Origin of the sequence: Mesorhizobium sp. M1338 (genome assembly GCF_040318045.1) — a bacterium.
In the GTDB taxonomy this organism is placed as follows: Bacteria; Pseudomonadota; Alphaproteobacteria; order Rhizobiales; family Rhizobiaceae; genus Mesorhizobium.
The window spans coordinates 97042-118316 of sequence record NZ_JAMYLL010000004.1 but is presented as its reverse complement, the minus strand read 5'-3'; the positions used below and the strand labels follow the sequence as shown (position 1 = coordinate 118316).

The following is a 21275-nucleotide window of genomic DNA, read 5'->3' as shown; positions in this document are numbered from 1 at the left end:
TGTCCAGCCGCCAGCGCAGCCTGGCGCTGCATTGGTGGAAAACCGCCACAATCCGGCCATCCTCGGCGTTAAGCTTCGTTAACGGGCAAGGGGCGATTGGCGACTGAAAGAGGTTCGCATGGACGCGCAGCTCGACGACGAAGCCCTTGAGAGTACGCTTGCCGAAAGTCTGACCGATCTGGCGCCGGACACGAAGACTGTTTCCGAAGACGAATTTGTTGAAGTTGTCGGCGGCGCGCTCGAAGCGGTCGGCGGCACGCTGCTGTTCAAGATGTGCGTCCAGAACCAGGGCGAAGGCCAGCATGTCGCGGCCGCATCCGTCGGCGACGGCGGCAATCGCCAGTTCCTGCTGCTCACACTGCCGACCGGCGGCGGCCCATTGAAGGTCGAAACCGCGTCGAGAAGCAGCAACCCGGTCGCCGGCATCGCTGCTGCCTATGCCGGTCTCATGGACGTGTTCAAGGCCGCTGCCTGATTGCTGGCGGCAGGTATTTCAATTTGCGTCGAAGGCACGATCCGTCATTATCGGCCGGATTGGGCTTGCGTGCTGCATGGCCACCGCCGGCCTTGAACTATGCCCTTGCGCGACACATCTGAAAAATCGACGCAAGGAGACCCCGCATGGACCAGATCACCAACCCCGCCCCCGGTTTTCAACGCAATCCCGACAAGGTCATCACCATCGACCCCTTTGCCGGCACAATCACCGTGCGCGCCGGAGACGCGGTCATCGCTTCATCCACGAGGGCCAAGGTGCTGAGTGAGCCCCCCTATCCCGCGGTCTTCTACATTCCGTTCGCCGACATCGATTTCGGCAAGCTCGCCGGCACCGAACACTCGACCCATTGCCCCTACAAGGGCGACGCAAGCTATTGGAGCGTGCTGCCTGCCGGCGAAACCGGCCAGAACGCCATGTGGGCCTACGAGCATCCTTTCGACGAAATGGCTGAAATCCGTAACCACGGCGCGTTCTACGCCAGCAAGGTCGCGATCGAAACCAAACCGGACTGACCGACTGCGACCGCCGCGTGAGGTGCGTTGAGATTCAGGTCAGACCGGTATCACTTGAAGGTCAAAAGCACCGGTCAGTCGGTTGTGCCGTGATCGCCGATTCCATTGGCCCCGGCATCGTCGAGCCGCACAAAGGTCAGGCCCTTGGCCTTGAGCGCCAGGAGCCCCTGCACCACGCCTTCGCCGGCGGCGTGGGTCGGCTGGTTGATGTGCGAGATAATCACGTCACCGTCCTTGGCCGCCGCGATGCGCCGCGCGGTTTCCTTGGCGCCAAGCAATGAGCCGCCGTCACCGTTTATCGAGAAGCCCGCGATCTTGAAACCAAGCTTGCGGATCATGGCGATTGCCGACGGGCTGTATTCGGCGGTTGCGCCCCGAAACCATTTCGGCGCCGGCTCGCCGGTCCCGGCAAGAGCAGCGGCACCCGACTCGACCTCGGCCAGCACCGCATCCGGGCTGCCGGCGCTGCGGATACCGTAGATCTTCCGCGGCGTATCGACCGCCGGGATATGATGGCCGCCGTGATTTTCAAGCTCGAACAGATCGGGATGGGCGCGCATGATCTCGACGGCGGCGGCGTTTCGCTTCAGCCAGATGCCGGTCACGAAAATGGTGGCGGGGATGTTGTTTTCCACCAACGCCGAAAGGATCCGGCTGTCGGTCTGCCCGCCGCAGGCATCGAGCGTGAGCGCAACGCGGCCGGCTCCGCTTGCCTCCGGCCTGATGTGCAGCGTGGGCTCGACGAGCGGCGCGGCATGGCCGGCGGATACCATCGCCAACGACATGGCGATCATGCAGAGATTTTTTTGCAGCAGGCGCATCAAACCGAATTCCTGACCGGTCGTTTCAAGCCGGCATCCCAAGACGTGCATGAAGGCGGAAATCGGGATGGTGGATAGCGGAAAAGTGGCTGTCGCGACAATTTGACCGTTCGCGTGGTGAACAGGCCATTCCGCGATAGCGATTGTCCGCGCGACCATGATGTCAGATGGCGCGCCCCAGCCTCGTTTCGGAGCGCGAAAGAACCTCGCGCACCGCGTCGACCACAGGCTTGACCTCCAGACCCCAGACGCAGCAGGCCTTGCTGGGATCCGGCGCGCGGCAGAGGCCCTTGGCCAGGCAGTTGCAAGGCAACGGCGGCTGGAGCGAAATGCTGGGCACGCCGACGGGACCCCAGCGCGACGGACGCGTCAAACCGAACAGCCCGACAACCGGGGTTCCGGTGGCGGCGGCCATGTGCATCGGGCCGCTCTCGTTGCCGAGAAACAGCCGGGCTTGCTTCAGCACCGCCAGCAGACTTTCAAGCGACAGGTCCCCGACGAGATTGACGACCGACGGCTCGGTCCTGGCGACGATCTGTTCGGCAATCTCCTGCTCGTCCGGGCCGCCCACCAGGACGACGTCCAGACCGGTTTCGCCCATAATCTCGCCGATCGCCGCGGCAAACCGCTCCGGCTGCCAACGTCGCCCCTCGAAGCTTGCACCCGCATGCACGGCGATGAAACCGTTTGGCCGCAGATGGTGCTTATCCAGCAGCGCCAATGCTTTCGCCGTCTCCAATGGCAGCGGCTGAAGGCTCGGAATCACCTTGCGGAGTTCGATTCCGAGCGCTTCGAGCGGCGAGAGATAGCGGTACAGAAAGTGCTGGCCATCAAAGCCGTAGGGCTTGGCAAAGACGTTGGCGGGCTGGCGCTCCAGCATGCGCAAGGGTCTTTCGGAAGGATTGTAGCCGACGCGGGTTCTTGCGTTGACGAGCCCGCTGACAATGCGCGACGTCTTTGAATCGGTCAGGTCGATCGTCAGGTCGAAGCGGAAGCGGCGCAACGCGCGGACCATGGCGTAAAGCTCTTTCCCGCGCTCGAGGTTGGTGCCGCGCATGCGGGCGCGCTTAAACGTGACCACCTCGGAAGCGATGCCATGAGCGATCACGAAGCTCTCGAAGCTAGCCTCGCACAGAAATACGATCCTGGCGCCGGGGAATTCGAGCCGCAAATTTTCCACAAGTACCGAGGCGAGGACGAGATCTCCCATGAACTTCGTTTGAATGACCAGAATAGAGCGGAACGACGCGGGTGAGGTCTGCAACATCGGCTTCCGGGGACAATTGCGGGGTATCCGCAAATTGGGCGGGAACAGTGTCGAAATTATGCAATGCCATCGGCACGTTCGCGTGAATTGGCTTACAAAACGGCAAGCTCGTCCGGGATAGATCTATCCGCGGCCTGACTTAGAGCAGTTCACCGTTTCTCGAAACGGTTGACGCAATTCCCTACGGGAAAGCGCTACGCGCTTTCCCGGGAAAACCGTTTCACACTTTTCCTGGAATTGCTCTCGCGACCAGCACCGCCGCCTGCGCGGCCGCCAGCCTTGCGATCGGCACGCGATAGGGCGAGCAGGATACGTAGTCGAGGCCGACCTCTTCGCAAAAGCGGATCGAGGCCGGGTCGCCGCCATGTTCGCCGCAGATGCCAAGCTTGATGTCGGGCCGCGTCGCCCTGCCCTTTTCGGCGGCCATGCGCACCAGTTCGCCGACGCCGTCGATGTCGAGCGAGACGAACGGATCCTGGTCGATTATGCCTTTCTGGCGGTAGGTTTCCAGAAACGAGGCCGCATCGTCGCGCGAAATACCGAACGTCGTCTGGGTCAGATCGTTGGTGCCGAAGGAGAAGAACTCGGCGGACTGCGCGATGACATGGGCGCGGATCGCCGCGCGCGGCAGTTCGATCATGGTGCCGGTGAGATAGTCGATCTTGACACCGGTTTCCTCCATGACGCTCTTGGCGACCGCATCGATGCGCGCCTTGACGTAGTCGAGTTCCTTTACCAGGCCGACCAGCGGCACCATGATTTCGGGAACCACAAGCGCACCGGCCTTCTTGCCGGCCTCGACGGCCGCTTCGAAAATGGCGCGCGCCTGCATCTCGGCGATTTCGGGATAGGAGACGGCCAAGCGGCAACCGCGATGACCGAGCATCGGGTTGAACTCGTGCAGCGCCTCGGTGCGCTGCCTCAGCTTGTCCGGCGACACCTTCATGGCGGCGGCAACCTCGGCCACCTCCTCCTCGGTCTTGGGCAGGAATTCGTGCAGCGGCGGATCGAGCAGGCGGATCGTCACCGGCAGGCCGGCCATGATTTCGAACAGTTCGAGAAAATCCGAACGCTGCATCGGCAAAAGCTTGGCGAGTGCAGTGCGCCGGTCCTTTTCGGTGTCGGCCAGGATCATCTCGCGCATGGCGACGATGCGGTCGCCATCGAAGAACATGTGCTCGGTGCGGCAAAGGCCGATGCCTTCGGCGCCGAAGGAGCGCGCCATGCGCGCGTCGAGCGGCGTTTCGGCATTGGTGCGCACCTTCATGCGGCGCACCGCGTCCGCCCACTCCATGATGGCGGCGAAATCGCCGGAAAGTTCGGGCTGCAGCATCGGCACGGCGCCCTTCAGCACCTGGCCATTGCCGCCATCGATGGTGACGATATCGCCCTTGCGGAAGGTCGAGCCCATCGCCATCAGCGTGCCTGCCTTGTAGTCGACGCGCAGCGAACCGGCGCCCGACACGCAAGGCTTGCCCATGCCGCGCGCCACAACCGCGGCGTGGCTGGTCATGCCGCCGCGCGTGGTCAGGATGCCTTCCGCCGCATGCATGCCGTGGATGTCCTCGGGGCTGGTTTCGATGCGCACCAGGATCGCCTTGCGGCCTTGCGACTTCAACTCCTCGGCGTCGCTCGAGGAAAAGACGATCTCGCCGGTGGCGGCACCGGGCGACGCCGGCAATCCGATGCCGATGACGTCACGCGCGGCCTTGGGGTCGATGGTCGGATGCAGCAGCTGGTCGAGCGATGCCGGGTCGATGCGGGCGACGGCTTCCTCTTTCGTGATCAGCCTGTCCCGCGCCATCTCGACGGCGATTTTCAGCGCCGCCTTGGCGGTGCGCTTGCCCGACCTTGTCTGCAGCATCCACAATTTGCCGCGCTCGATGGTGAATTCGAGATCCTGCATATCGCGGTAGTGCTTTTCCAGGCTGTCGGAGATGGTGACGAAGGACTGAAACGCGTCCGGCATCAGCTTCTGCAGCGATGGCTTGTCCGAGCCCGCCGCGATGCGCGCCGCCTCGGTGATGTTCTGCGGCGTGCGGATGCCGGCGACGACGTCCTCGCCCTGCGCGTTCACCAGGAACTCGCCATAGAGCATCTTTTCGCCGGTCGACGGGTTGCGGGTGAAGGCGACGCCGGTGGCCGACGTCTCGCCCATATTGCCGAACACCATGGCCTGGACATTGACCGCCGTGCCCCAGCTTTCGGGAATATCGTGCAGGCGCCGATAGGTGATGGCGCGATTGTTCATCCAGCTCGAGAAGACGGCGCCGATCGCGCCCCATAGCTGCTCATGCGGATCCTGCGGGAACGGCTTGCCGAGTTCTTCCTCGACCTTGGCCTTGTAGAGCGCGATGACGCCTTGCCATTCGAGCGCCGTCAGTTCGGTGTCGAGGTCATGGCCGAGCCCGCCCTTCTGGTCCTCCAGGATTTCCTCGAACACCTCATGGTCGAGGCCCATGACGACATCGGAATACATTTGGATGAAGCGGCGGTAGCTGTCATAGGCAAAGCGCGCGTCGCCGGAATCGGCGGCCAGCGCCTCGACCGTCTCGTCGTTCAGCCCGAGATTGAGCACGGTGTCCATCATGCCGGGCATCGACGCGCGGGCCCCCGAACGCACCGACACCAAAAGCAGTTTCGACGGGTCGCCGAAGCGGCGGCCGGTCAGGTGTCCGATGTGATCGAGCGCAACCGCGACATCGGCTTCCAACCCGGCCGGATAGGTCCTGCCATTGGCATAATAGGCGTTGCAGACCTCCGTGGTGATGGTGAAGCCCGGCGGCACCGGCAGGCCCAGGCTGCACATCTCGGCCAGGTTGGCGCCCTTGCCGCCCAGCAGATTCCTGTCGCCGGCACGGCCTTCCGCCGCACCATCGCCAAAGGTGAAAACCCATTTGGTCATGCATTGCTCTCCGGTTGCAGGAGATTGGAAAGGTTGGCGAAACGGATAGTTCCGCCGGTCCGACCCTGGAGCGATATGATGCTGCAGTGCGAAAGGCAAGGCGTCGGCGAAGCCGCCCGGCTCCTACAATCGATTAAGCAAAAGCCCGGCCCGAGGATGCGTCAAAAAGACTTGCCATTCCTAGGCTTTTAGAGTAGAACATATAGGGAACAAACAGGTGAGTCATGAAACTGTCTGGAAAACTCGACTATCTGGAAATGCCGGCGACCGGCGGAACGCTGGACCGGCTCAAGGCCTTCTACAGCAATGCCTTTGCCTAGTCGTTCACCGACTATGGACCGACCTATTCGGCTTTTGCCGAAGGCCTGGACGGTGGCTTCCAGGCCGACGCCGAGGAAGCGCCCGCCAAGCCGCTACCCGTGCTTTACAGCAAGGATCTGGAAGATACGCGCGGTGCCGTCGAGAGCGCCGGCGGCACGATCGTCAAGCCGATCTTTTCATTCCCCGGCGGCCGGCGCTTCCACTTTGTCGATCCGGCAGGCAACGAGATGGCTGTGTGGTCCGAGTAGCCGCTGCATGTCGTCCGGCGGCGCTGCTTTGCCTGACCAAATTTGATCGTTCTGACTGTCGCTCATAAGGATTGTGCTTTTCGGCTGCTCTGCTAATAACGCGCCGCACCAGCGACTCTGACGGCAATTGGGGCGTCGCCAAGTGGTAAGGCATCGGTTTTTGGTACCGACATTCCCAGGTTCGAATCCTGGCGCCCCAGCCATTGTTTATTTACTGTTTAAAATCAGCCACTTACACAGAATTCAATTTCCCGATGTAGGGCATTCTAGGTCACCTATTTAGGTGTCCTGCTCCACTGGCCGACTATGGCTTCTTCGTCGGCTTTATGACGGGTGGTGTCGTCATCGTCGTGCCAGCCTGCTCTTTGCTGGAGGTCGGCCTGCGGCCAACAACGGAGATTTTTTTCATCGAACTGATCCTCAGTCTGTTGGCGTTTAACGTTTGGGCGGTCGAGGCTGTGGCGGCGGGCCTATAGGGGTTCCTGTTCCCGGCGTCGGCCGTGAAGGAGCTGGCGTAGGCCTAGGTGACGGAGCAGCGGGACGTGGGGGCAAGCTCATACTACTTCCCTGTCGTAGTTGGCGTTGTGGCAACTGGAGAGGAAACCGGAGCGGCTGGCGCTTGGACTGCTGCGGCTGGACTTGCTGCGAGAGGCGCTGAGGTCGGGACCGATGGTCGCGATACGGGTTGACTGGGCATGAGTGCGCCGTGAGTAGAAATCCCCACCGTCGATGAAATCTTTGTAATCAATAGCGCACTATGGTCAGGTTCTATTTTCGGCATCTCAGGGCCCCATTCCATTTTGATAAGCGAAGACTAGAAGACAAACTGCTCCCGTGGCGAATAAAATGCCAGATGCGGAATTCAATATCCTCGTCAACTTGTCGCGAAAATTAGAATCCGTTCCCTCCCAATCTTGCTCCTTCATGCGCCTATCCATATGCGCGATTGCCACTTCAGCAGCCTTGGAACTGACATAGTAAGACAGAACATTCATGAGAATCGCAGCGACAAACAATATCCATGACCAGACCAAAAATTGATTATCAACAATGCTTTTTGGATCCCGTATACTCTGCAACACGACAAGAGAAAACGCCAACCCCCCAGACGAAAGAGTTAATATTGACTTGTCGAACGCCGATGATTGCTGAACGCGTATTTCGTCTAATCGATTCCGGTGGGAATAGTATGTCTCCCAATCCATGCCCGCCGGAGGTTCCGATGTTTCGGGGGTGTCGCTCATCTCAGGCGCCTAACACGAGTGATTCGCGGCTACTTTAGTCGAAAAGGTCGCGTGGCGCTTAAGTAGGTTCGGTTGCGCTTCGGCCTTTCCGGCCTCACACTCGATTCCGTCGCGGGGAATTTCGGCATGGATCAAGAGCGGTTAAGGGAGGTTTGGAGGTAAACCAAAATCCCTGTCGTTGTCAGGCGCGAAGAGAAGGGCCACAAATTGCACGTGAGGCTTCCGTTTGCCGAGGATAACCGGCAGTGGCTGAACACGGTCGGCAAGTCTTCGGTGACATGGATAGGTGGCAAGGCGTATTGGGAGCTTCCGAGGAACTGGTTCAACAGCTTCGTCAATCGCGCGCTGGACCGCTACGGCAAGCTCTATGTGATCCAACCCTATCGTGAACAAGAGAAGTGCGCGCGGAAGTGTATGGAGGCAACCGGGCACGACTGTAATTGCTCATGTATGGGAAGGAATCACGGCGCGGGCGCGAATGGGGGTTGGTTCGAAGTGTCGGACACGTTCGCCACGCGGTGGCATGAAAAGGAAATCGCCTGTCGATTGATGGTTTCGAAAAGCTCGCAAAAACCCGATTGGCACTTTGAAGACTTAATATGACTTCGGCCTATGCGCGATCGGCGATGATCACGTCTGCCTGGAATGCCCCCGCGCGGTCGCAACCTGCATTCTGGCAACGACTAGTATTTGTCGAAGTGTGACGGCCACCAACCGAAACCGATCTAGCGGTGGCAAATTTATGAACGCCTTTGGTCGACTCGGATAGCGAACCTGCAGTTTCTTGTAGATGGCGTGGACTTTCGAACAGTCATCCGGGGACAACGCTTTGTAAACGGCATGGGCTTCACTACTGCCTAGCGTGGCGTCAATTCGATGTGCAAAGGTGTTCCGGATCTTACCGAGGGCCGTGAGCGGCGCCCTAAACCGCGAGTCGAGACCGAGCGCAATGGCAAGATCGATTCTGTTCTCATAGGTTAGTCCCATCCGCTTTATCGCCTGCGGTGATGCAACACACTCATCAATCAACCGAATAAGCTGATTGTCGATGTAAGCGCCGGCTCTTACCACGACGCCGAGTTCATCCTCCAAGCTCATCAACTTGAAGAACGTCGCCTCTGATTCGTCCGTTAGATCTCCAGGCTTGTCCATTCGATCTCTTTCATGGCGCAGGCCCCGCCATTCTTGTTGGACAGAACAAGGTCACTTCAAATCGCGTTTACGATCGAAGCTACCCATGCGCGTTCTGGGGACGTAAACAGATAGCAGATTTCATGTCGGCTCCCATGACTAAAGACGCCGCAAAACAAACCCTCTTCACCGTCGGCCTGCGAAATTTCTGCCCGCTGCCTGGCGCCCCAGCCAAACTGGATGCCCTGTGGATAATTTCATCTTGGTGGCATCGCTCGACTCAGCAGCCGGCAATACTGTTTCCACAGCGCCGCGCGTGCCGACAGCATCGCGTCCATCAGTTCGGTCGACAGCGGATCGTCCGCCACCGAGGGTCGCCGTGCCGAACTCGATCCAGCCACGCTGCCGGGCACGGGACGGAGCATCGACCGGATATAGCCCTGCGCCCGCAAGATCGACGTCGATCTTGTCGAACGACACGCCCTTTTCAAGAAGGACAATCGCCGTCCGTTGAACGAACGGGCAAAGCAGGTAGCTGATGAGCGTGAGGCTGGTGTCGGGCATGATGGTCTCTCGAAGTGCCGGCAAGGAACGGGCGATGTTGCGCTGGCGCTACAGCAACTGCCCGCCCGAAATGTCGAAGGTCGTGCCGTTCGCCCAACCCATATCCTCCGACAGGATAGCGGCGACCGCGCTGCCGATGTCGTCCGGCAGGCCGACGCGGCCCAGCGCGATGCCCTGCGCCACATAGGCGTTGACATCCTCATTGTCGCGCACCGCACCACCGCCGAAGTCGGTGGCGATGGCACCAGGCGCAATAGCATTGACCCGGATTCGGCGCGCGCCAAGCTCCACCGCCATAAATCGGGTCAGTACCTCGACCGCGGCCTTCATCGCCGCATAAAGGCTGTAGCCTGGCAGCGTGAAGCGCACGAAGCCGGACGAGACGTTCAGGATGCGCCCGCCGTCCTCGATCAGCGGCAGCAGCTTCTGGGTCAGGAAGACGGGGCCGCGCAGATGCGTGCCGACCAACGATTCGAATTGCTCTTCGGTCGCCTCGGCGAAGTTGGCGAAAAGACCGTTGCCGGCATTGTTGACCAGGAAATCGAAGCGTTCGCGACCGAAATCAGTCTTCAGGGTTTCGGCCACCTTCCCGGCAAATGTCGGGAAGCTCGTCGTATCGGTGACGTCGAGCGCCAGCATGGTGGCCGTGCCGCCCAGCGCCTCGATCTCCCGGCGCAGCGCGTCGGCTTCCGCCGCGCCGCTGCGGTAGGTGCCGACGATGTGGACACCGCGTCTGGCGAGATGCAGCGCCATGTTGCGGCCGAGGCCGCGGCCGGCGCCGGTGATAAGTGCGATTTGCTTGGTCATGGTCTGCCCTCATTGGATGGTCACGGTGCGAAGCGGCGCCGCCAAGGCACCCTCCCGATGTCCCAAAGGTAGGCGACGCCGGCTCGACGAACCCGCCCGATACGCTCAACATTTTGCCCGATTGTCTCAATCGCTTGCCTGGCGGACTGACGATGGTATGGTCTGACGATGACAGACCATCTCAAGCCGCATCTCGACATCGCGCTGCGCCACGCGCCATCAGGGATAACCATCACGCCGATCCCGCGGCTGGAGATCAACGTGGGACAGGCGACCACCGGCAAGGCACCATGCCTGTACCGCTCGATGATCTGCTTCATTCTGCAGGGTTCGAAGCACGTAGCGATCAACGACGATCTTTTAAGCTACGATCCCGCGCACTACCTCATCAGCGCCCTCGACCTGCCGCTGATCGGCCAGATACTGGATGCCGATGACGGCCAACCCTATGTCGCGGTGTCGCTGGTCCTGGACCCTGCCATTCTGGCCGATGTTGCGTCGACCATGCCGCAGGTGCGCGACATTGATCCCCAAGGGATCGGCATAGCGATCAATCCGATGACGGCGCCGCTGCGCGACACCTTGCTGCGCCTGCTGTCGTTGCTCGACACCCCGACCGATATTCCCGTTCTTGCCCCCATGGCGGAACGTGAATTGCTCTATCGTCTCCTGCAAGGTCCGCAGGGTCGACTGTTGCGTCAGATCGCGCGGCCCGAGGGTGCGCTGGGCCGTATCCGGCGAGCGGTGGGATGGATAAGGGACAATCAGAATACCCGTTTGCGCATAGAGGCGCTATGCGATGCAAGCGGCATGAGCCGCGCCAGCCTGCATCGCCATTTTCTGGCAATGACCGGTCTCAGCCCGCTCCAGTATCAGAAACAGCTTCGGTTGCAGGAAGCGCGGCAGTTGTTGCTCGCTGGCGACCATAGCGCATCCGATGTGGCCTTCGCGGTCGGCTACGAGAGCGCCTCGCAATTCAGCCGCGAATATCTCCGGCAGTTCGGCGCACCGCCAGCGCGCGACGTTCGTCAGATCAGGCAGGCGATCGGGGAGCCGGCGTTGGCCTAGCCGGCATGTTAGGCCGACTTGCCAAGAGCTTTCAGGCAAAATCCAATCTGCGCGCGCAAGCCCACTTCGGTATCCTCGCCGTGTTCGAGGCAGCGCTCGATCAGAATCGGATGGAGGAACGGCGTGAACGCGGTGTGGACGGCACGCGCCGCCGCGGCGGAATCTTCGACGTTGAATTCGCCCAATTCGATGCCCTCGCGGATGATGACCCCTAAAGTCGTTTCCATGTGCTCGATATGCGCCTTGATGATCGCCCAGTTCTCCTGCATGGCGGCGACAATCAGGTCGTGCATGCGCTTTTCCTTGACCAGCGTCCTTTTCTTGTGGTGGTGAACGGCGGTCAGTAGCTGGCTCAGTTTCTCCCCGGCCGGCGCGTTCGTGCGTGCGATTGCCAGGGCGATGTCAGCTACCTCGTTCACAACTCGCCCGCAGATGGATTCTTTGATTGCGTCTCTAGAGGGGAAGAAACGGTAGACGTTCGCCGTGCTCATGCCGAGCTCGGAGGCGATGTCGGCCACCGACGTTTTGTGGTAACCGATGCGACGAAAGCGCTCCTCCGCCACCTCCAGAATGCGCCGGCGCACCTCGTCGGGATCAATTCGCGTTCGAACCGGGCGATTCATTGACGTCTCCAGAGCTGATAAATCCACCCTTCGAGGCTCGCTTGGACGATCATCGGTAGACGGTAAGATCGTGCAGCTGGCTTGCAAATCTCAGGCAAAACCAGCGGGCGAGAACTTGAACCGTTTTTTGCGACAACAGCGCCCTATTCGGCAGCCATCGCTGTTTGCAATTCCGGTTCTTCGGTCGACGCTTCATGGGCCACATCCGCGGTCGGCTTGATCCGGAACCATGCTGTGTAAAGCGCGGGAAGGAAGAGCAGGATCAACACCGTACCGGCCGCAGTGCCGCCGATCAGTGTATAGGCCATCGAACCCCAGAAGACGGAGTGCGTGAGGGGGATGAAGGCGAGCACGGCTGCAAGTGAGGTCAAGATGACGGGCCTCGTGCGTTGCACGGTGGCCTCAATGACGGCGTGATAGTCGTCAAGACCGGCAGCACGGTTCTCCTTGATCTGTTCCGTCAGGATCAGCGTATTGCGCATCAGGATGCCGGCCAGTCCTATGAGGCCCAGAATGGCGTTGAACCCGAAAGGCTGGTTGAAGGTGAGCAACATCGGCACGACGCCGACGAGGCCAAGCGGTGCCGTCAGCACGACCATGAACATCGTCGAGAAGGATCGTACCTGCAGCATGATGACGATCAGCATGGCGGCGATCATGGCCGGGAAGATCTTGCCCAAAGCGGTGTTGGCCTTGGTCGCCTCCTCGATTGATCCACCCATTTCGATGCGATAGCCGGCCGGAAGGGAAGCGATCAGCGGCTGCAGGGCCGTCATGATCTGCTTGGAGACCTCTGGAGGCTGCGTTGCCTCATTGATATCCGAGCGGATCGTGATGACCGGCAGACGATCGCGGCGCTTCAGGATCGGCTCTTCCAAGCGGACCTCCGAATGACCGATCTGGTCGAGGGGAATCTGGCGGCCGTCCCGGCTCATCAGCGAGAAATCCGCCAGACGCGACGGATCCAGCCGCTCAGCCCCAGCGCTGCGCGCCACGATCGGGACATTGCGAATGTCCTCGCGGACCTGTGTGACGGGAATGCCGGTGAGCAGGAACTGGAGCTGCTGGGCCACCTCCGCCGGCGACAGCCCGATGAGGTTCAGTCGATCCTGGTCAGGGATGAAGCGCAGTATGGGCGTGCGGTTGCCCCAGTCGCGATTGGCCTGCCGCACGTCCGCGACGCCTCGCATCGCATCAAGTGCTTTTTCGGAGATGGCATATAGTTGCGCGGGATCAGGTCCCATGACCCGGAACTCGACAGGGAACGGCGTGTAGGGTCCGAACACAAGCTGCGTGACGCGCACATTGGCCTCGGGCGCGAGCCCCTGCGATACCGCCTCCCGGAGCCGGTGCTTCAGCGCCTCGCGCGCCTCCGCGTCCGGTGTCAGCACGACGATCTTGGCAAAGGCAGGATCAGGCAGTTCCGGTGCCATGGCAAAGAAGAAGCGCGGAGCGCCCTGACCGACGTAGCTCGTCACGATCCTGGCTTCGGGTTGGTTGCCAAGCCAGTGCTCCAGCTTCTCCACTGTGGCGGTCGTCGTCTCGATGCTGGTGCCTTCCGGCAGACGAACCTCGACCAGCACTTCGGGGCGGTCGGATGTCGGGAAGAACTGCTGTTTCAGGCTGCCCATACCGACAACCGAAAGCGCGAAAACGATGGCGACGACACCGCAGGTCACGAACTTGTGGCGCACGGCAAAGATGATGAGCCGCCGCAGGCGCCGATAGTTCGGTGTGTCGTATATGGCGTGAACGCCGCCTTCGACCGGCTGGATCGCGGGCAGCATCTTGACGCCAAGGTAGGGCGTGAAGACCACCGCGACGATCCAGGAGACGATGAGAGCGAACCCTACGACCCAGAAGATGTTGCCGGCGTACTCGCCGGCCGTCGAGCGTGCGAAGCCCACGGGCAGGAACCCAGCGATCGTCACGAGCGTTCCCGACAGCATCGGCGCCGCGGTATGGCTCCAGGCATAGGCCGCCGCCTTGATGCGATCCATGCCCTCTTCCATCTTCACCACCATCACCTCGATGGCGATGATGGCGTCGTCCACGAGAAGGCCGAGTGCCAGGATGAGGGCGCCGAGCGTGATGCGATCGAAGAACCGGCCGGTCTCCAGCATGATGAGGAACACGGCGGCAAGCGTCAGCGGGACGGCGGCCGCCACGACGATGCCGACGCGCCAGCCCATGCTGAGCAGGCTGATCAGCAGCACGACGCCGAGCGCCATCGCGAACTTCAACATGAACTCGTCGACCGCCGAGGTGATGTTGACGGCCTGGTCGGACACCTTGTCGAGCGTTATCCCAAGCGGCAATGTCCGTGCGATCGAGGCAGTCCTGTCCTCCAGCGCCTTGCCGAGCGCGCGACCGTCCCAACCCTCCTGCATAACGGCCGCGAGCATGATGGTGGGCTCGCCCTGGCGTCGGATGAGATAGGTGGGAGGGTCCTCGTAGCCGCGGCGGACCTCGGCAACGTCGGAAAGCTTCAGCGTCCGCCCCCCGGCAACGATCGGCGTGTCGGCGATAGCCTGGACACCGTCATAGGCGCCGTTGAGCCTGATGAAGACCTGCGGCCCCTGAGTATCAATCGAGCCCGCCGGCGTGACGGTGTTCTGCCTTTGCAAGGCCGCAACGATATCTTGTGCGGACACGCCGAGGGTTGCCAGCTTGGCATAGGAGAACTCGACGAATATCTGCTCCGGACGTTCGCCGAGTATGTTGATCTTCTTGACGCCGGGCACGTGCAGAAGATCCTGGCGAATGGTCTCAGCCTGCCTGGCCAGCTCACGCATCGGCATGCCTTTGGCCTTCAGCGCATAAAGGGCGAAACTCACATCCGAATATTCGTCGTTGACGAAGGGGCCGTAGACGCCGGGCGGCAGGTTGCGGGCTTCATCCCCGAGCTTCTTGCGGGCCTGGTAAAATTCTTCCTGCACGGCGGATGGCGGCGTGCTGTCCTTCAGCGTGACCGTCATATAGGCGTATCCCGGCCGCGTGGTCGTCTCGACCCGATCGTACCAGGTGAGCTCCTGAAGCCGCTTCTCCAACGGCTCGGCGACAAGGTCCTGCATCTCGCGGGCCGTCGCGCCCGGCCATGCCGTTGTGACCGTCAGGGTCTTGATGGTGAAGTTGGGATCCTCCGCCCGCCCGAGCATAAGGAATGCGTAGGCGCCAGCAGCCACCAGCAAGAGGATGAAGAACAGGGTGACGGCGCGTTCGCGAACGGCGATCGCTGAAAGATTGAGGTTCATCGTCAGTTGCTCCCGCTTTCGGAAGCAGTCCTGACGCGGGCCCCCTCCTGCAGGAGATGAGCGCCGAGCGAGACAATGGGAACGTTGGAGTTCAATCCGGAGATCACAGCGGTTTCGCTGGTTACACGAACAAGCTGGACGGGCTGAAAGTGTACGGTTGAGGAGGCGCTGTCCACCACCCAAACACCGGTCTTGCGGCCGTCATCAAGCACGGCCCCCAGTGGCACCTGGACCTCTGGCTGTTTCACCTGGCTTGCGAGCCGAATGGTTACCGTCGCGCCAAGCGGTGCCGCGGCAGCCTCACCGTCGAGCACATAGCGCGCCTCATACGTGCGGGTCTGGGCATCGGCGGAGTCCGACAACTGCCGGAGATGCGCTGAGTAACGACGCTCGTCGCCACCATACACGCTGGCCTCGGCCGCCGAGCCGATCGCCGGCCGAATGGTTTCGGGGAGCGCGACAATTGCTTCGCGCGGGCCTGCCTTGGCGGTCCGGATCACTGGCTGGCCGGCTGCGACGACCTGCCCCGGCTCGCCAAGCGTTTCAACCACCGTCCCATCCGCGTCCGCCAACAGGACTGCATAGGCCGCCTCGTTCTCGGCGACCCGTGCGTCGGCTTCGGCGGCGGCGAGTTGCGCTTGGGCTGTTTCCATCGCAGCCTTCGCCTGCTCGTAGCGCTGCGGTGTAATCCACCCGCTGCCAAGCAAACTGGCGTATCGCCGTTCATCCGGCTGTGTCTGAGCGACTGTCGCGCGCGCTGCCGCGACGGCATTGCGTTTCGCCGAAAGCGCAAGGCGCAGATCGGTATCGTCAATCCGCATCAGCGGCTGACCGGCTTCAACTTCCTGACCGACGTCCACCAACCGTTCCACGATCTTGCCTGGAACCCGGAAGCCGAGATTGCTCTGCACCCTCGCCGCGACGATGCCGGTGAAGCCACGTTCCGACCCGGTGACCGGCGCTGCCGACACAAGCCTGACGAATGGTGCTTCCTGCCTTGGATCGGTCACCAAAGAGGCTTCCTGCGCGGGAGTGGCAAGCGTGACGAATGCCGCCGCCCATGACATCGCCGTCAGGGTCGATCCCAATACGAAAACGGTTCTCTTTTTCACGCTCGTCGCCTCATCTCGAAATAGATTGCATTCGACCTCTATACCGATTATAGATTACGAACGCAATCAAAAAGGAGAGCGATGATGCGAGTGAGCCGAATTCAAGCCGCGGAAAACCGCGAGACCGTCATCAATGTGGCAAGCCGGCTTTTTCGCGAGCGCGGCTTTGACGGCATCGGCCTCAAGGATCTGATGAAGGGTGCCGGGCTGACGCAGGGCGCCTTCTACAAGCAATTCGCGTCAAAGGAGGACTTGGCAGCGCAGGCGTCCAGGCGGGCGATGGAGAGCGCCACCCACAGGTGGTCGACCGCGACCGCGGCAAATCCTGGGAATCCGCTCGACGCAGTGATCTCATTCTATCTCAGTATGGATCATCGCGGAGAAAGGATGGACGGCTGCCCGGTCGTTGCGCTCGGCTCGGATGCTGCCAGACAGGGCGCCGAGGTTAAGGCGTCATTCGAGGCCGGGATCAAGGAATACCTTGAGATGCTCGGCGGTTGGGTTGGCGGGACCGACGGCGAAAAACCCGGCGATAAGGCCATGGCCATTCTCTCGACAATGGTCGGTGCCGTGCTCCTCTCGCGGGTCGTCAACGACCCCGACCTCGCGCAGGCCTTTCTGGATGCGGCAACCGATCAGGTTCGCGAAGCAGTCGCCGCTTGAACGGCGGCGGCAGCGCTGCCCGCGCACCCAAGTGACAGGAGAATAGATGCGACGGATTGTTGTTACAGGCATGGGGGCGATCACGCCCCTTGCCGCCGATGTCGAAGCGTCATGGTCGCGGCTGCTGGCCGGTCGCTCTGGCATCCGTAGGCTTTCGGACGACGTCGTGGGAGACCTGCCGGCGAAGATCGGCGGCGTGGTTCCCTCCTTGGAAGAAGACCCCGACGCTGGCTTCGATCCTGACGGCATCCTGTCCGCGAAGGACCAGCGCAAGGTAGATCGGTTCATTCTCTTTGCGCTGGCGGCGGCGGAAGAGGCCCTTGCGCAGGCGAAATGGAAGCCTGCCTTGGAAGCGGATCGCCTGCGCACAGCAACGGTCATCGCTTCAGGGATCGGCGGCTTCCCCGCCATCACCGAGGCGGTGCGCACAGTCGACCTGCGTGGCGCCCGCCGCCTGTCGCCCTTTACGGTGCCCTCCTTCCTGGTGAACCTGGCGGCGGGCCACATCTCAATCCGTCATGGCTTCAAAGGTCCACTCGGCGCACCGGTGACGGCGTGCGCGGCCGGCATCCAGGCGATCGGCGACGCGGCCCGTCTTATCCGCTCGAACGAAGCTGATATTGCCGTTTGCGGAGGCACGGAAGCGTGCATGAACATCGTCAGTCTCGGTGGGTTTGCTGCCGCACGCTCTCTTTCCACCGGCTTCAATTGGGCGCCGGCTCAAGCCTCGCGTCCTTTCGACATATCGAGGGACGGTTTCGTCATGGGCGAAGGAGCCGGCGTGCTGGTGATCGAGGATCTGAACCATGCGCTCGCGCGCGGCGCCAAGCCGCTCGCCGAGCTCGTCGGCTATGGCACGACGGCGGACGCGCATCATGTCACCTCCGGTCCCGAAGATGGCGACGGCGCGCGTCGTGCCATGGAGATCGCAATTGCCCAAGCCGGTATTTCACCGCGTGAGGTTCGTCATCTCAATGCGCATGCGACCTCCACGCTGGTGGGCGATCTGGGTGAGATCGAAGCGATCAAGAGCGTATTCGGGCGCGATTTCGCGATAGCTGTCAGCGCAACGAAATCGGCGACCGGACATCTGCTGGGCGCGGCCGGCGGGCTTGGTGCCATCTTCTCGATCCTGGCGATCAGGGACCAGGTGGCACCGCCGACACTCAATTTGAGCGCTCCCGATCCGGCCGCCGACGGCATCGATTTCGTCGCAAACGAGGTCCGGCCAATGGAGATGGACTACGCGATCTGCAATGGCTTCGGCTTTGGCGGTGTGAACGCCAGCGCCTTGTTCAGGCGCTGGACGGGATGATCCGACCGGCGCGAGCACCGGAGCGACCGGTGATTGAAAACTTTACCGCTGACCGCTTGGCAATCCGGTCGCTTGCGATCGCGGCCCTATTCCCTGCGGGAAACGGAAGTTTCCGGGATTCGTATGTTCCGCGCATCCCCGGCAAGGCTGATGGGCGTGCATCTTATGGAGATTCGCGATGACTGCCATCCCCAACATCATTGAGCTGAAGCCAAGGATCACCGTGATCGGCGTGGGCGGAGGCGGCGGAAACGCCGTCAACAACATGATCCTCCAGAATCTCAAGGGCGCGGAATTCGTCGTTGCGAACACCGATGCCCAGGCGCTTGCAATGTCGAAGGCATCGCGCCTGATCCAGTTGGGCGCCAACGCGACAGCGGGATTGGGAGCCGGCTCCCTCCCCGAAGTCGGCCAGGCGGCCGCCGAGGAATCGATCGATGAGATCATGGACCATCTTGCCGGCACCCATATGTGTTTCGTGACGGCGGGCATGGGAGGCGGAACTGGAACCGGGGCAGCACCCGTCATTGCCCATGCCGCACGTCGGGCCGGCATTCTCACCGTGGGCGTCGTCACCAAGCCGTTCGCCTTCGAGGGCGGGCACCGGATGCGGGCGGCGGAACAAGGTATCGCGCGCCTCCGCGAGTGCGCGGACACGGTTATCGTCATCCCGAACCAGAACCTTTTCCGGGTCGCCGATGCGAAGACGACCTTCGCGGACGCCTTCGCCATGGCGGATCGCATTCTCTATGCGGGAGTAGGCTGCGTCACCGACGTGATCGTGAAGGAAGGGTTGATCAATCTCGACTTCGCCGACGTGAGAGCTGTGATGCGAGATATGGGGCGCGCCGTGATGGGCACCGGCGAGGCGACCGGACTGAACCGCGCAAAGATCGCCGCTGAGGCCGCGATCGCAAATCCGCTTCTCGATGAAGCGTCGATGCGAGTTGCAAGAGGCGTCCTTGTCTCGATTTCCGGCGGACCGGATATGACGCTGTTCGAAGTGGACGAGGCGGCGACCCGCATCCGTGAGGAAGTCGACGCGGACGCCGACATTATCGTCGGCGCCACATTCGACGACGCACTCCAAGGAAAGTTCAGGGTGTCCGTCGTTGCGGCCGGGCTCCGGCAGACGGCAGAGGTGATCGAATTCGGGCGGAAGATCGCATGAAGGCGACATTCGACGCCATCGTACCGGCTCGCCACGGCTCGCACTTTCATCGACGCCGACAACAGTTGGGCGAAGATCGCCCAGGGCCTATTCGAGAAATCCTCCAATAAAATAAAAGAGAGAGATAGATGCTAACCTCGTCCATAATCGAACCAAGCCTCTTGCAAATATCGGACACGCTCAGTCTGCGTTATGAAAAGACCGGCTATGGGCCGCCATTGGTCCTTATGCATACGATCCGCACACAGCTCGAGTACTTTCGCGATTTGGCGCCTCTGCTCGCCGAGTCTTACACGGTGTATGCCATCGATCTCCCTGGACACGGTCATTCGCCGATCGACCCACTCGCGCGCTTCGATGAGCCGTATTTCAGGCAAGGCGTCATCGGCTTCATCGAGAAGCTGAACCTCATCGGCGTCACGCTTGTGGGCGAATCGATCGGGGGTGCATTGGCTCTCACGGTCGCGGCCGAAATTCCGCAGCGGGTCGAGCGCGTCTTCGCCAGCAATCCTTACGACTACGAAACCCGTTACGGAGATGGGCTCCGACGTGGCAACTGGTTCGCGAATTTCATCATCGGAAGTTTGCAAGTCCCAGTTCTGGGCCCATTCAATGCGTGGATGGAAAACAAGACCGTGCTCGGGAAAATAATGGGCGGCGGATATCACGATCCGCGTAAACTTCCTTCCGACCTTCTCACCGAGTTTGGCCGCGTGGCCAACCGCCCTGGATATAAGCGCGTCGCGCGCAAGGTGCTGGCAGGGTGGCGATCTTGGAGCAAGGCGCGGGACCAGTATCGGCTTGTCTCAGCGCCCGTGACGCTGATCTATGGCGATGGCGATTGGTCGCACCCTAACGAACGAGAGCGAACTCGAGCACTGCTCCCTGACGCGCGACTGTTTACGCTCAAGAATACTGGACACTTTTCAGCAGTCGAAAATCCATCGGAGCTAGCTTGCATCATACTGGGGACCGGCGCCCTTTGAGCCGTTCCAGCCGAGTGGTCTTGCCCTTGGACATAGGGTCCGCTCCGTGTCGCCATTCGCAGTCTCTACCTCATCTGGCTCATGATGAGCCGATCGAACGCGCGGTCTCCGAACCATTTGCGATCGCGATCATCGGCCAGGCGTATGGGCGGGATCGGCGTCGCTCGTCGACCCGTTAGACCATTCTTGCCGATGCCGCGAACGCGCACGACAGGCACTGCTCGATGCAGCGGCCGAGTTCGTGGCGAGCCTAGGCACAGGCGCGTCCACGGCCAAGATCGCAAAGGCGGCTGGCGTTTCCGAGGGGACGCTGTTCACTTACTTTCCAACCAAGGACGATCTGCTCAACCAGCTCTTTCTCGAGATCGAGGCCGACTTGGTAGAGATGATGCTGGCCCCATATCCGGCGGACGCCTCCCGCAAAGATCGACTATTCGTGGTCTGGAACCGTCTGATCGACTGGGGACTGGCTCACGCCACAGCGCGCAAGGCCCTTCGCCAGTTGAAGGTGTCGGATCGCGTGACAGCGGAAAGCCGGAACCGGTGCAACGCCATGCTGCGGGATACGCGGACGATGGTGGAAGAGTGTCTCGCCGGCCATGCCGCGCCTGACAGGATCGCCTTCTACATCGATACCATTCTCTTCGACTTGGCCGACATCAGCATCAATGCGGTCACGGCCAGACCCCAGGAAAGTGACGCCATCCGGCAGGCCGGGTTCGACCTGTTCTGGAAGGGGTCCGCCGCCTGAGTTTTAACTAATA

The 21275-nt window shown here is 61.4% G+C and carries 19 protein-coding genes, 1 tRNA gene and 1 pseudogene; 11 read left to right on the top strand and 10 right to left on the bottom strand.

What is annotated here, in order from left to right; genetic code table 11:
* The first annotated feature begins 118 nt into the window (after window positions 1-118).
* Together NKH19_RS06085 and NKH19_RS06080 are read left to right on the top strand one after the other, a co-directional pair.
* Window positions 119-475, top strand: a complete 357-nt coding sequence (locus tag NKH19_RS06085) for a hypothetical protein (protein ID WP_352981981.1) — start codon at window positions 119-121, stop codon at window positions 473-475.
* A gap of 146 nt (window positions 476-621) precedes the next feature.
* A complete protein-coding gene (locus NKH19_RS06080; protein ID WP_352981980.1) occupies window positions 622-1011 on the top strand; it encodes a DUF427 domain-containing protein in 390 nt (129 codons plus the stop codon).
* A gap of 74 nt (window positions 1012-1085) precedes the next feature.
* Here the strand turns inward: NKH19_RS06080 and NKH19_RS06075 are convergent, their stop codons facing one another.
* The 3 genes from NKH19_RS06075 to ppdK form a co-directional block, all read right to left on the bottom strand.
* A complete protein-coding gene (locus NKH19_RS06075) occupies window positions 1086-1832 on the bottom strand; it encodes a polysaccharide deacetylase family protein (protein ID WP_352981979.1) in 747 nt (248 codons plus the stop codon).
* A gap of 163 nt (window positions 1833-1995) precedes the next feature.
* Entirely contained in the window at window positions 1996-3042 is a 1047-nt protein-coding gene (locus NKH19_RS06070) for a glycosyltransferase family 9 protein (protein WP_352981978.1), read from the bottom strand.
* Between the two features lie 277 nt (window positions 3043-3319).
* Window positions 3320-6004: a pyruvate, phosphate dikinase gene (gene ppdK / locus NKH19_RS06065; RefSeq protein WP_352981977.1), complete on the bottom strand. Its 2685-nt coding sequence runs from the start codon at window positions 6002-6004 to the stop codon at window positions 3320-3322.
* A 224-nt stretch (window positions 6005-6228) separates the two neighbouring features.
* Here ppdK and NKH19_RS06060 point away from each other — a divergent pair.
* Window positions 6229-6573, top strand: a pseudogene (locus tag NKH19_RS06060) (VOC family protein).
* Between the two features lie 128 nt (window positions 6574-6701).
* Window positions 6702-6776: transfer RNA gene (locus tag NKH19_RS06055), tRNA-Gln, on the top strand.
* A 579-nt stretch (window positions 6777-7355) separates the two neighbouring features.
* Here NKH19_RS06055 and NKH19_RS06050 read toward each other — a convergent pair.
* Window positions 7356-7817 (bottom strand): hypothetical protein, encoded by a 462-nt coding sequence (locus tag NKH19_RS06050; RefSeq protein ID WP_352981976.1) that lies wholly within the window; start codon window positions 7815-7817, stop codon window positions 7356-7358.
* 213 nt (window positions 7818-8030) lie between these two features.
* Here NKH19_RS06050 and NKH19_RS06045 point away from each other — a divergent pair, with 213 nt between their 5' ends.
* Window positions 8031-8420, top strand: coding sequence for a hypothetical protein (locus tag NKH19_RS06045; protein WP_502910886.1), 390 nt, complete (start codon window positions 8031-8033; stop codon window positions 8418-8420).
* A gap of 27 nt (window positions 8421-8447) precedes the next feature.
* Here NKH19_RS06045 and NKH19_RS06040 read toward each other — a convergent pair whose 3' ends face one another.
* From NKH19_RS06040 to NKH19_RS06030, 3 genes are all read right to left on the bottom strand, one after another.
* Window positions 8448-8969, bottom strand: a complete 522-nt coding sequence (locus NKH19_RS06040; protein WP_352981974.1) for a hypothetical protein — start codon at window positions 8967-8969, stop codon at window positions 8448-8450.
* A 165-nt stretch (window positions 8970-9134) separates the two neighbouring features.
* Window positions 9135-9512, bottom strand: a complete 378-nt coding sequence (locus tag NKH19_RS33525; protein ID WP_502910888.1) for a thioredoxin domain-containing protein — start codon at window positions 9510-9512, stop codon at window positions 9135-9137.
* A gap of 48 nt (window positions 9513-9560) precedes the next feature.
* Entirely contained in the window at window positions 9561-10319 is a 759-nt protein-coding gene (locus NKH19_RS06030; protein WP_352981973.1) for an SDR family NAD(P)-dependent oxidoreductase, read from the bottom strand.
* Between the two features lie 168 nt (window positions 10320-10487).
* Between NKH19_RS06030 and NKH19_RS06025 the strand changes: the two genes are divergently transcribed.
* Window positions 10488-11387: an AraC family transcriptional regulator gene (locus NKH19_RS06025; protein ID WP_352981972.1), complete on the top strand. Its 900-nt coding sequence runs from the start codon at window positions 10488-10490 to the stop codon at window positions 11385-11387.
* A gap of 8 nt (window positions 11388-11395) precedes the next feature.
* On the opposite strand, the gene NKH19_RS06020 is transcribed toward NKH19_RS06025, so the two are convergent.
* From NKH19_RS06020 to NKH19_RS06010, 3 genes are all read right to left on the bottom strand, one after another.
* On the bottom strand, window positions 11396-12010 hold the full coding sequence (locus NKH19_RS06020; protein ID WP_352981971.1) for a TetR/AcrR family transcriptional regulator: 615 nt from the start codon (window positions 12008-12010) through the stop codon (window positions 11396-11398).
* A gap of 143 nt (window positions 12011-12153) precedes the next feature.
* Window positions 12154-15264: an efflux RND transporter permease subunit gene (locus tag NKH19_RS06015; protein ID WP_352981970.1), complete on the bottom strand. Its 3111-nt coding sequence runs from the start codon at window positions 15262-15264 to the stop codon at window positions 12154-12156.
* 2 nt (window positions 15265-15266) lie between these two features.
* Complete coding sequence (locus tag NKH19_RS06010) at window positions 15267-16331, bottom strand: efflux RND transporter periplasmic adaptor subunit (protein ID WP_502910885.1); 1065 nt, start codon at window positions 16329-16331, stop codon at window positions 15267-15269.
* A 129-nt stretch (window positions 16332-16460) separates the two neighbouring features.
* Between NKH19_RS06010 and NKH19_RS06005 the strand changes: the two genes are divergently transcribed.
* The 5 genes from NKH19_RS06005 to NKH19_RS05985 all read left to right on the top strand — a co-directional run bounded on the left by NKH19_RS06005 (window position 16461) and on the right by NKH19_RS05985 (window position 21262).
* Entirely contained in the window at window positions 16461-17039 is a 579-nt protein-coding gene (locus tag NKH19_RS06005) for a TetR/AcrR family transcriptional regulator (protein WP_352868866.1), read from the top strand.
* Window positions 17040-17085: 46 nt separating this feature from the next.
* Entirely contained in the window at window positions 17086-18354 is a 1269-nt protein-coding gene (gene fabF / locus NKH19_RS06000) for a beta-ketoacyl-ACP synthase II (RefSeq protein WP_352981968.1), read from the top strand.
* Window positions 18355-18532: 178 nt separating this feature from the next.
* Complete coding sequence (ftsZ, locus tag NKH19_RS05995; RefSeq protein WP_352981967.1) at window positions 18533-19525, top strand: cell division protein FtsZ; 993 nt, start codon at window positions 18533-18535, stop codon at window positions 19523-19525.
* A gap of 128 nt (window positions 19526-19653) precedes the next feature.
* Window positions 19654-20511: an alpha/beta fold hydrolase gene (locus NKH19_RS05990; RefSeq protein ID WP_352981966.1), complete on the top strand. Its 858-nt coding sequence runs from the start codon at window positions 19654-19656 to the stop codon at window positions 20509-20511.
* A gap of 217 nt (window positions 20512-20728) precedes the next feature.
* Window positions 20729-21262, top strand: coding sequence for a TetR/AcrR family transcriptional regulator (locus NKH19_RS05985; protein WP_352982063.1), 534 nt, complete (start codon window positions 20729-20731; stop codon window positions 21260-21262).
* The last annotated feature ends 13 nt before the right edge of the window (window positions 21263-21275 follow it).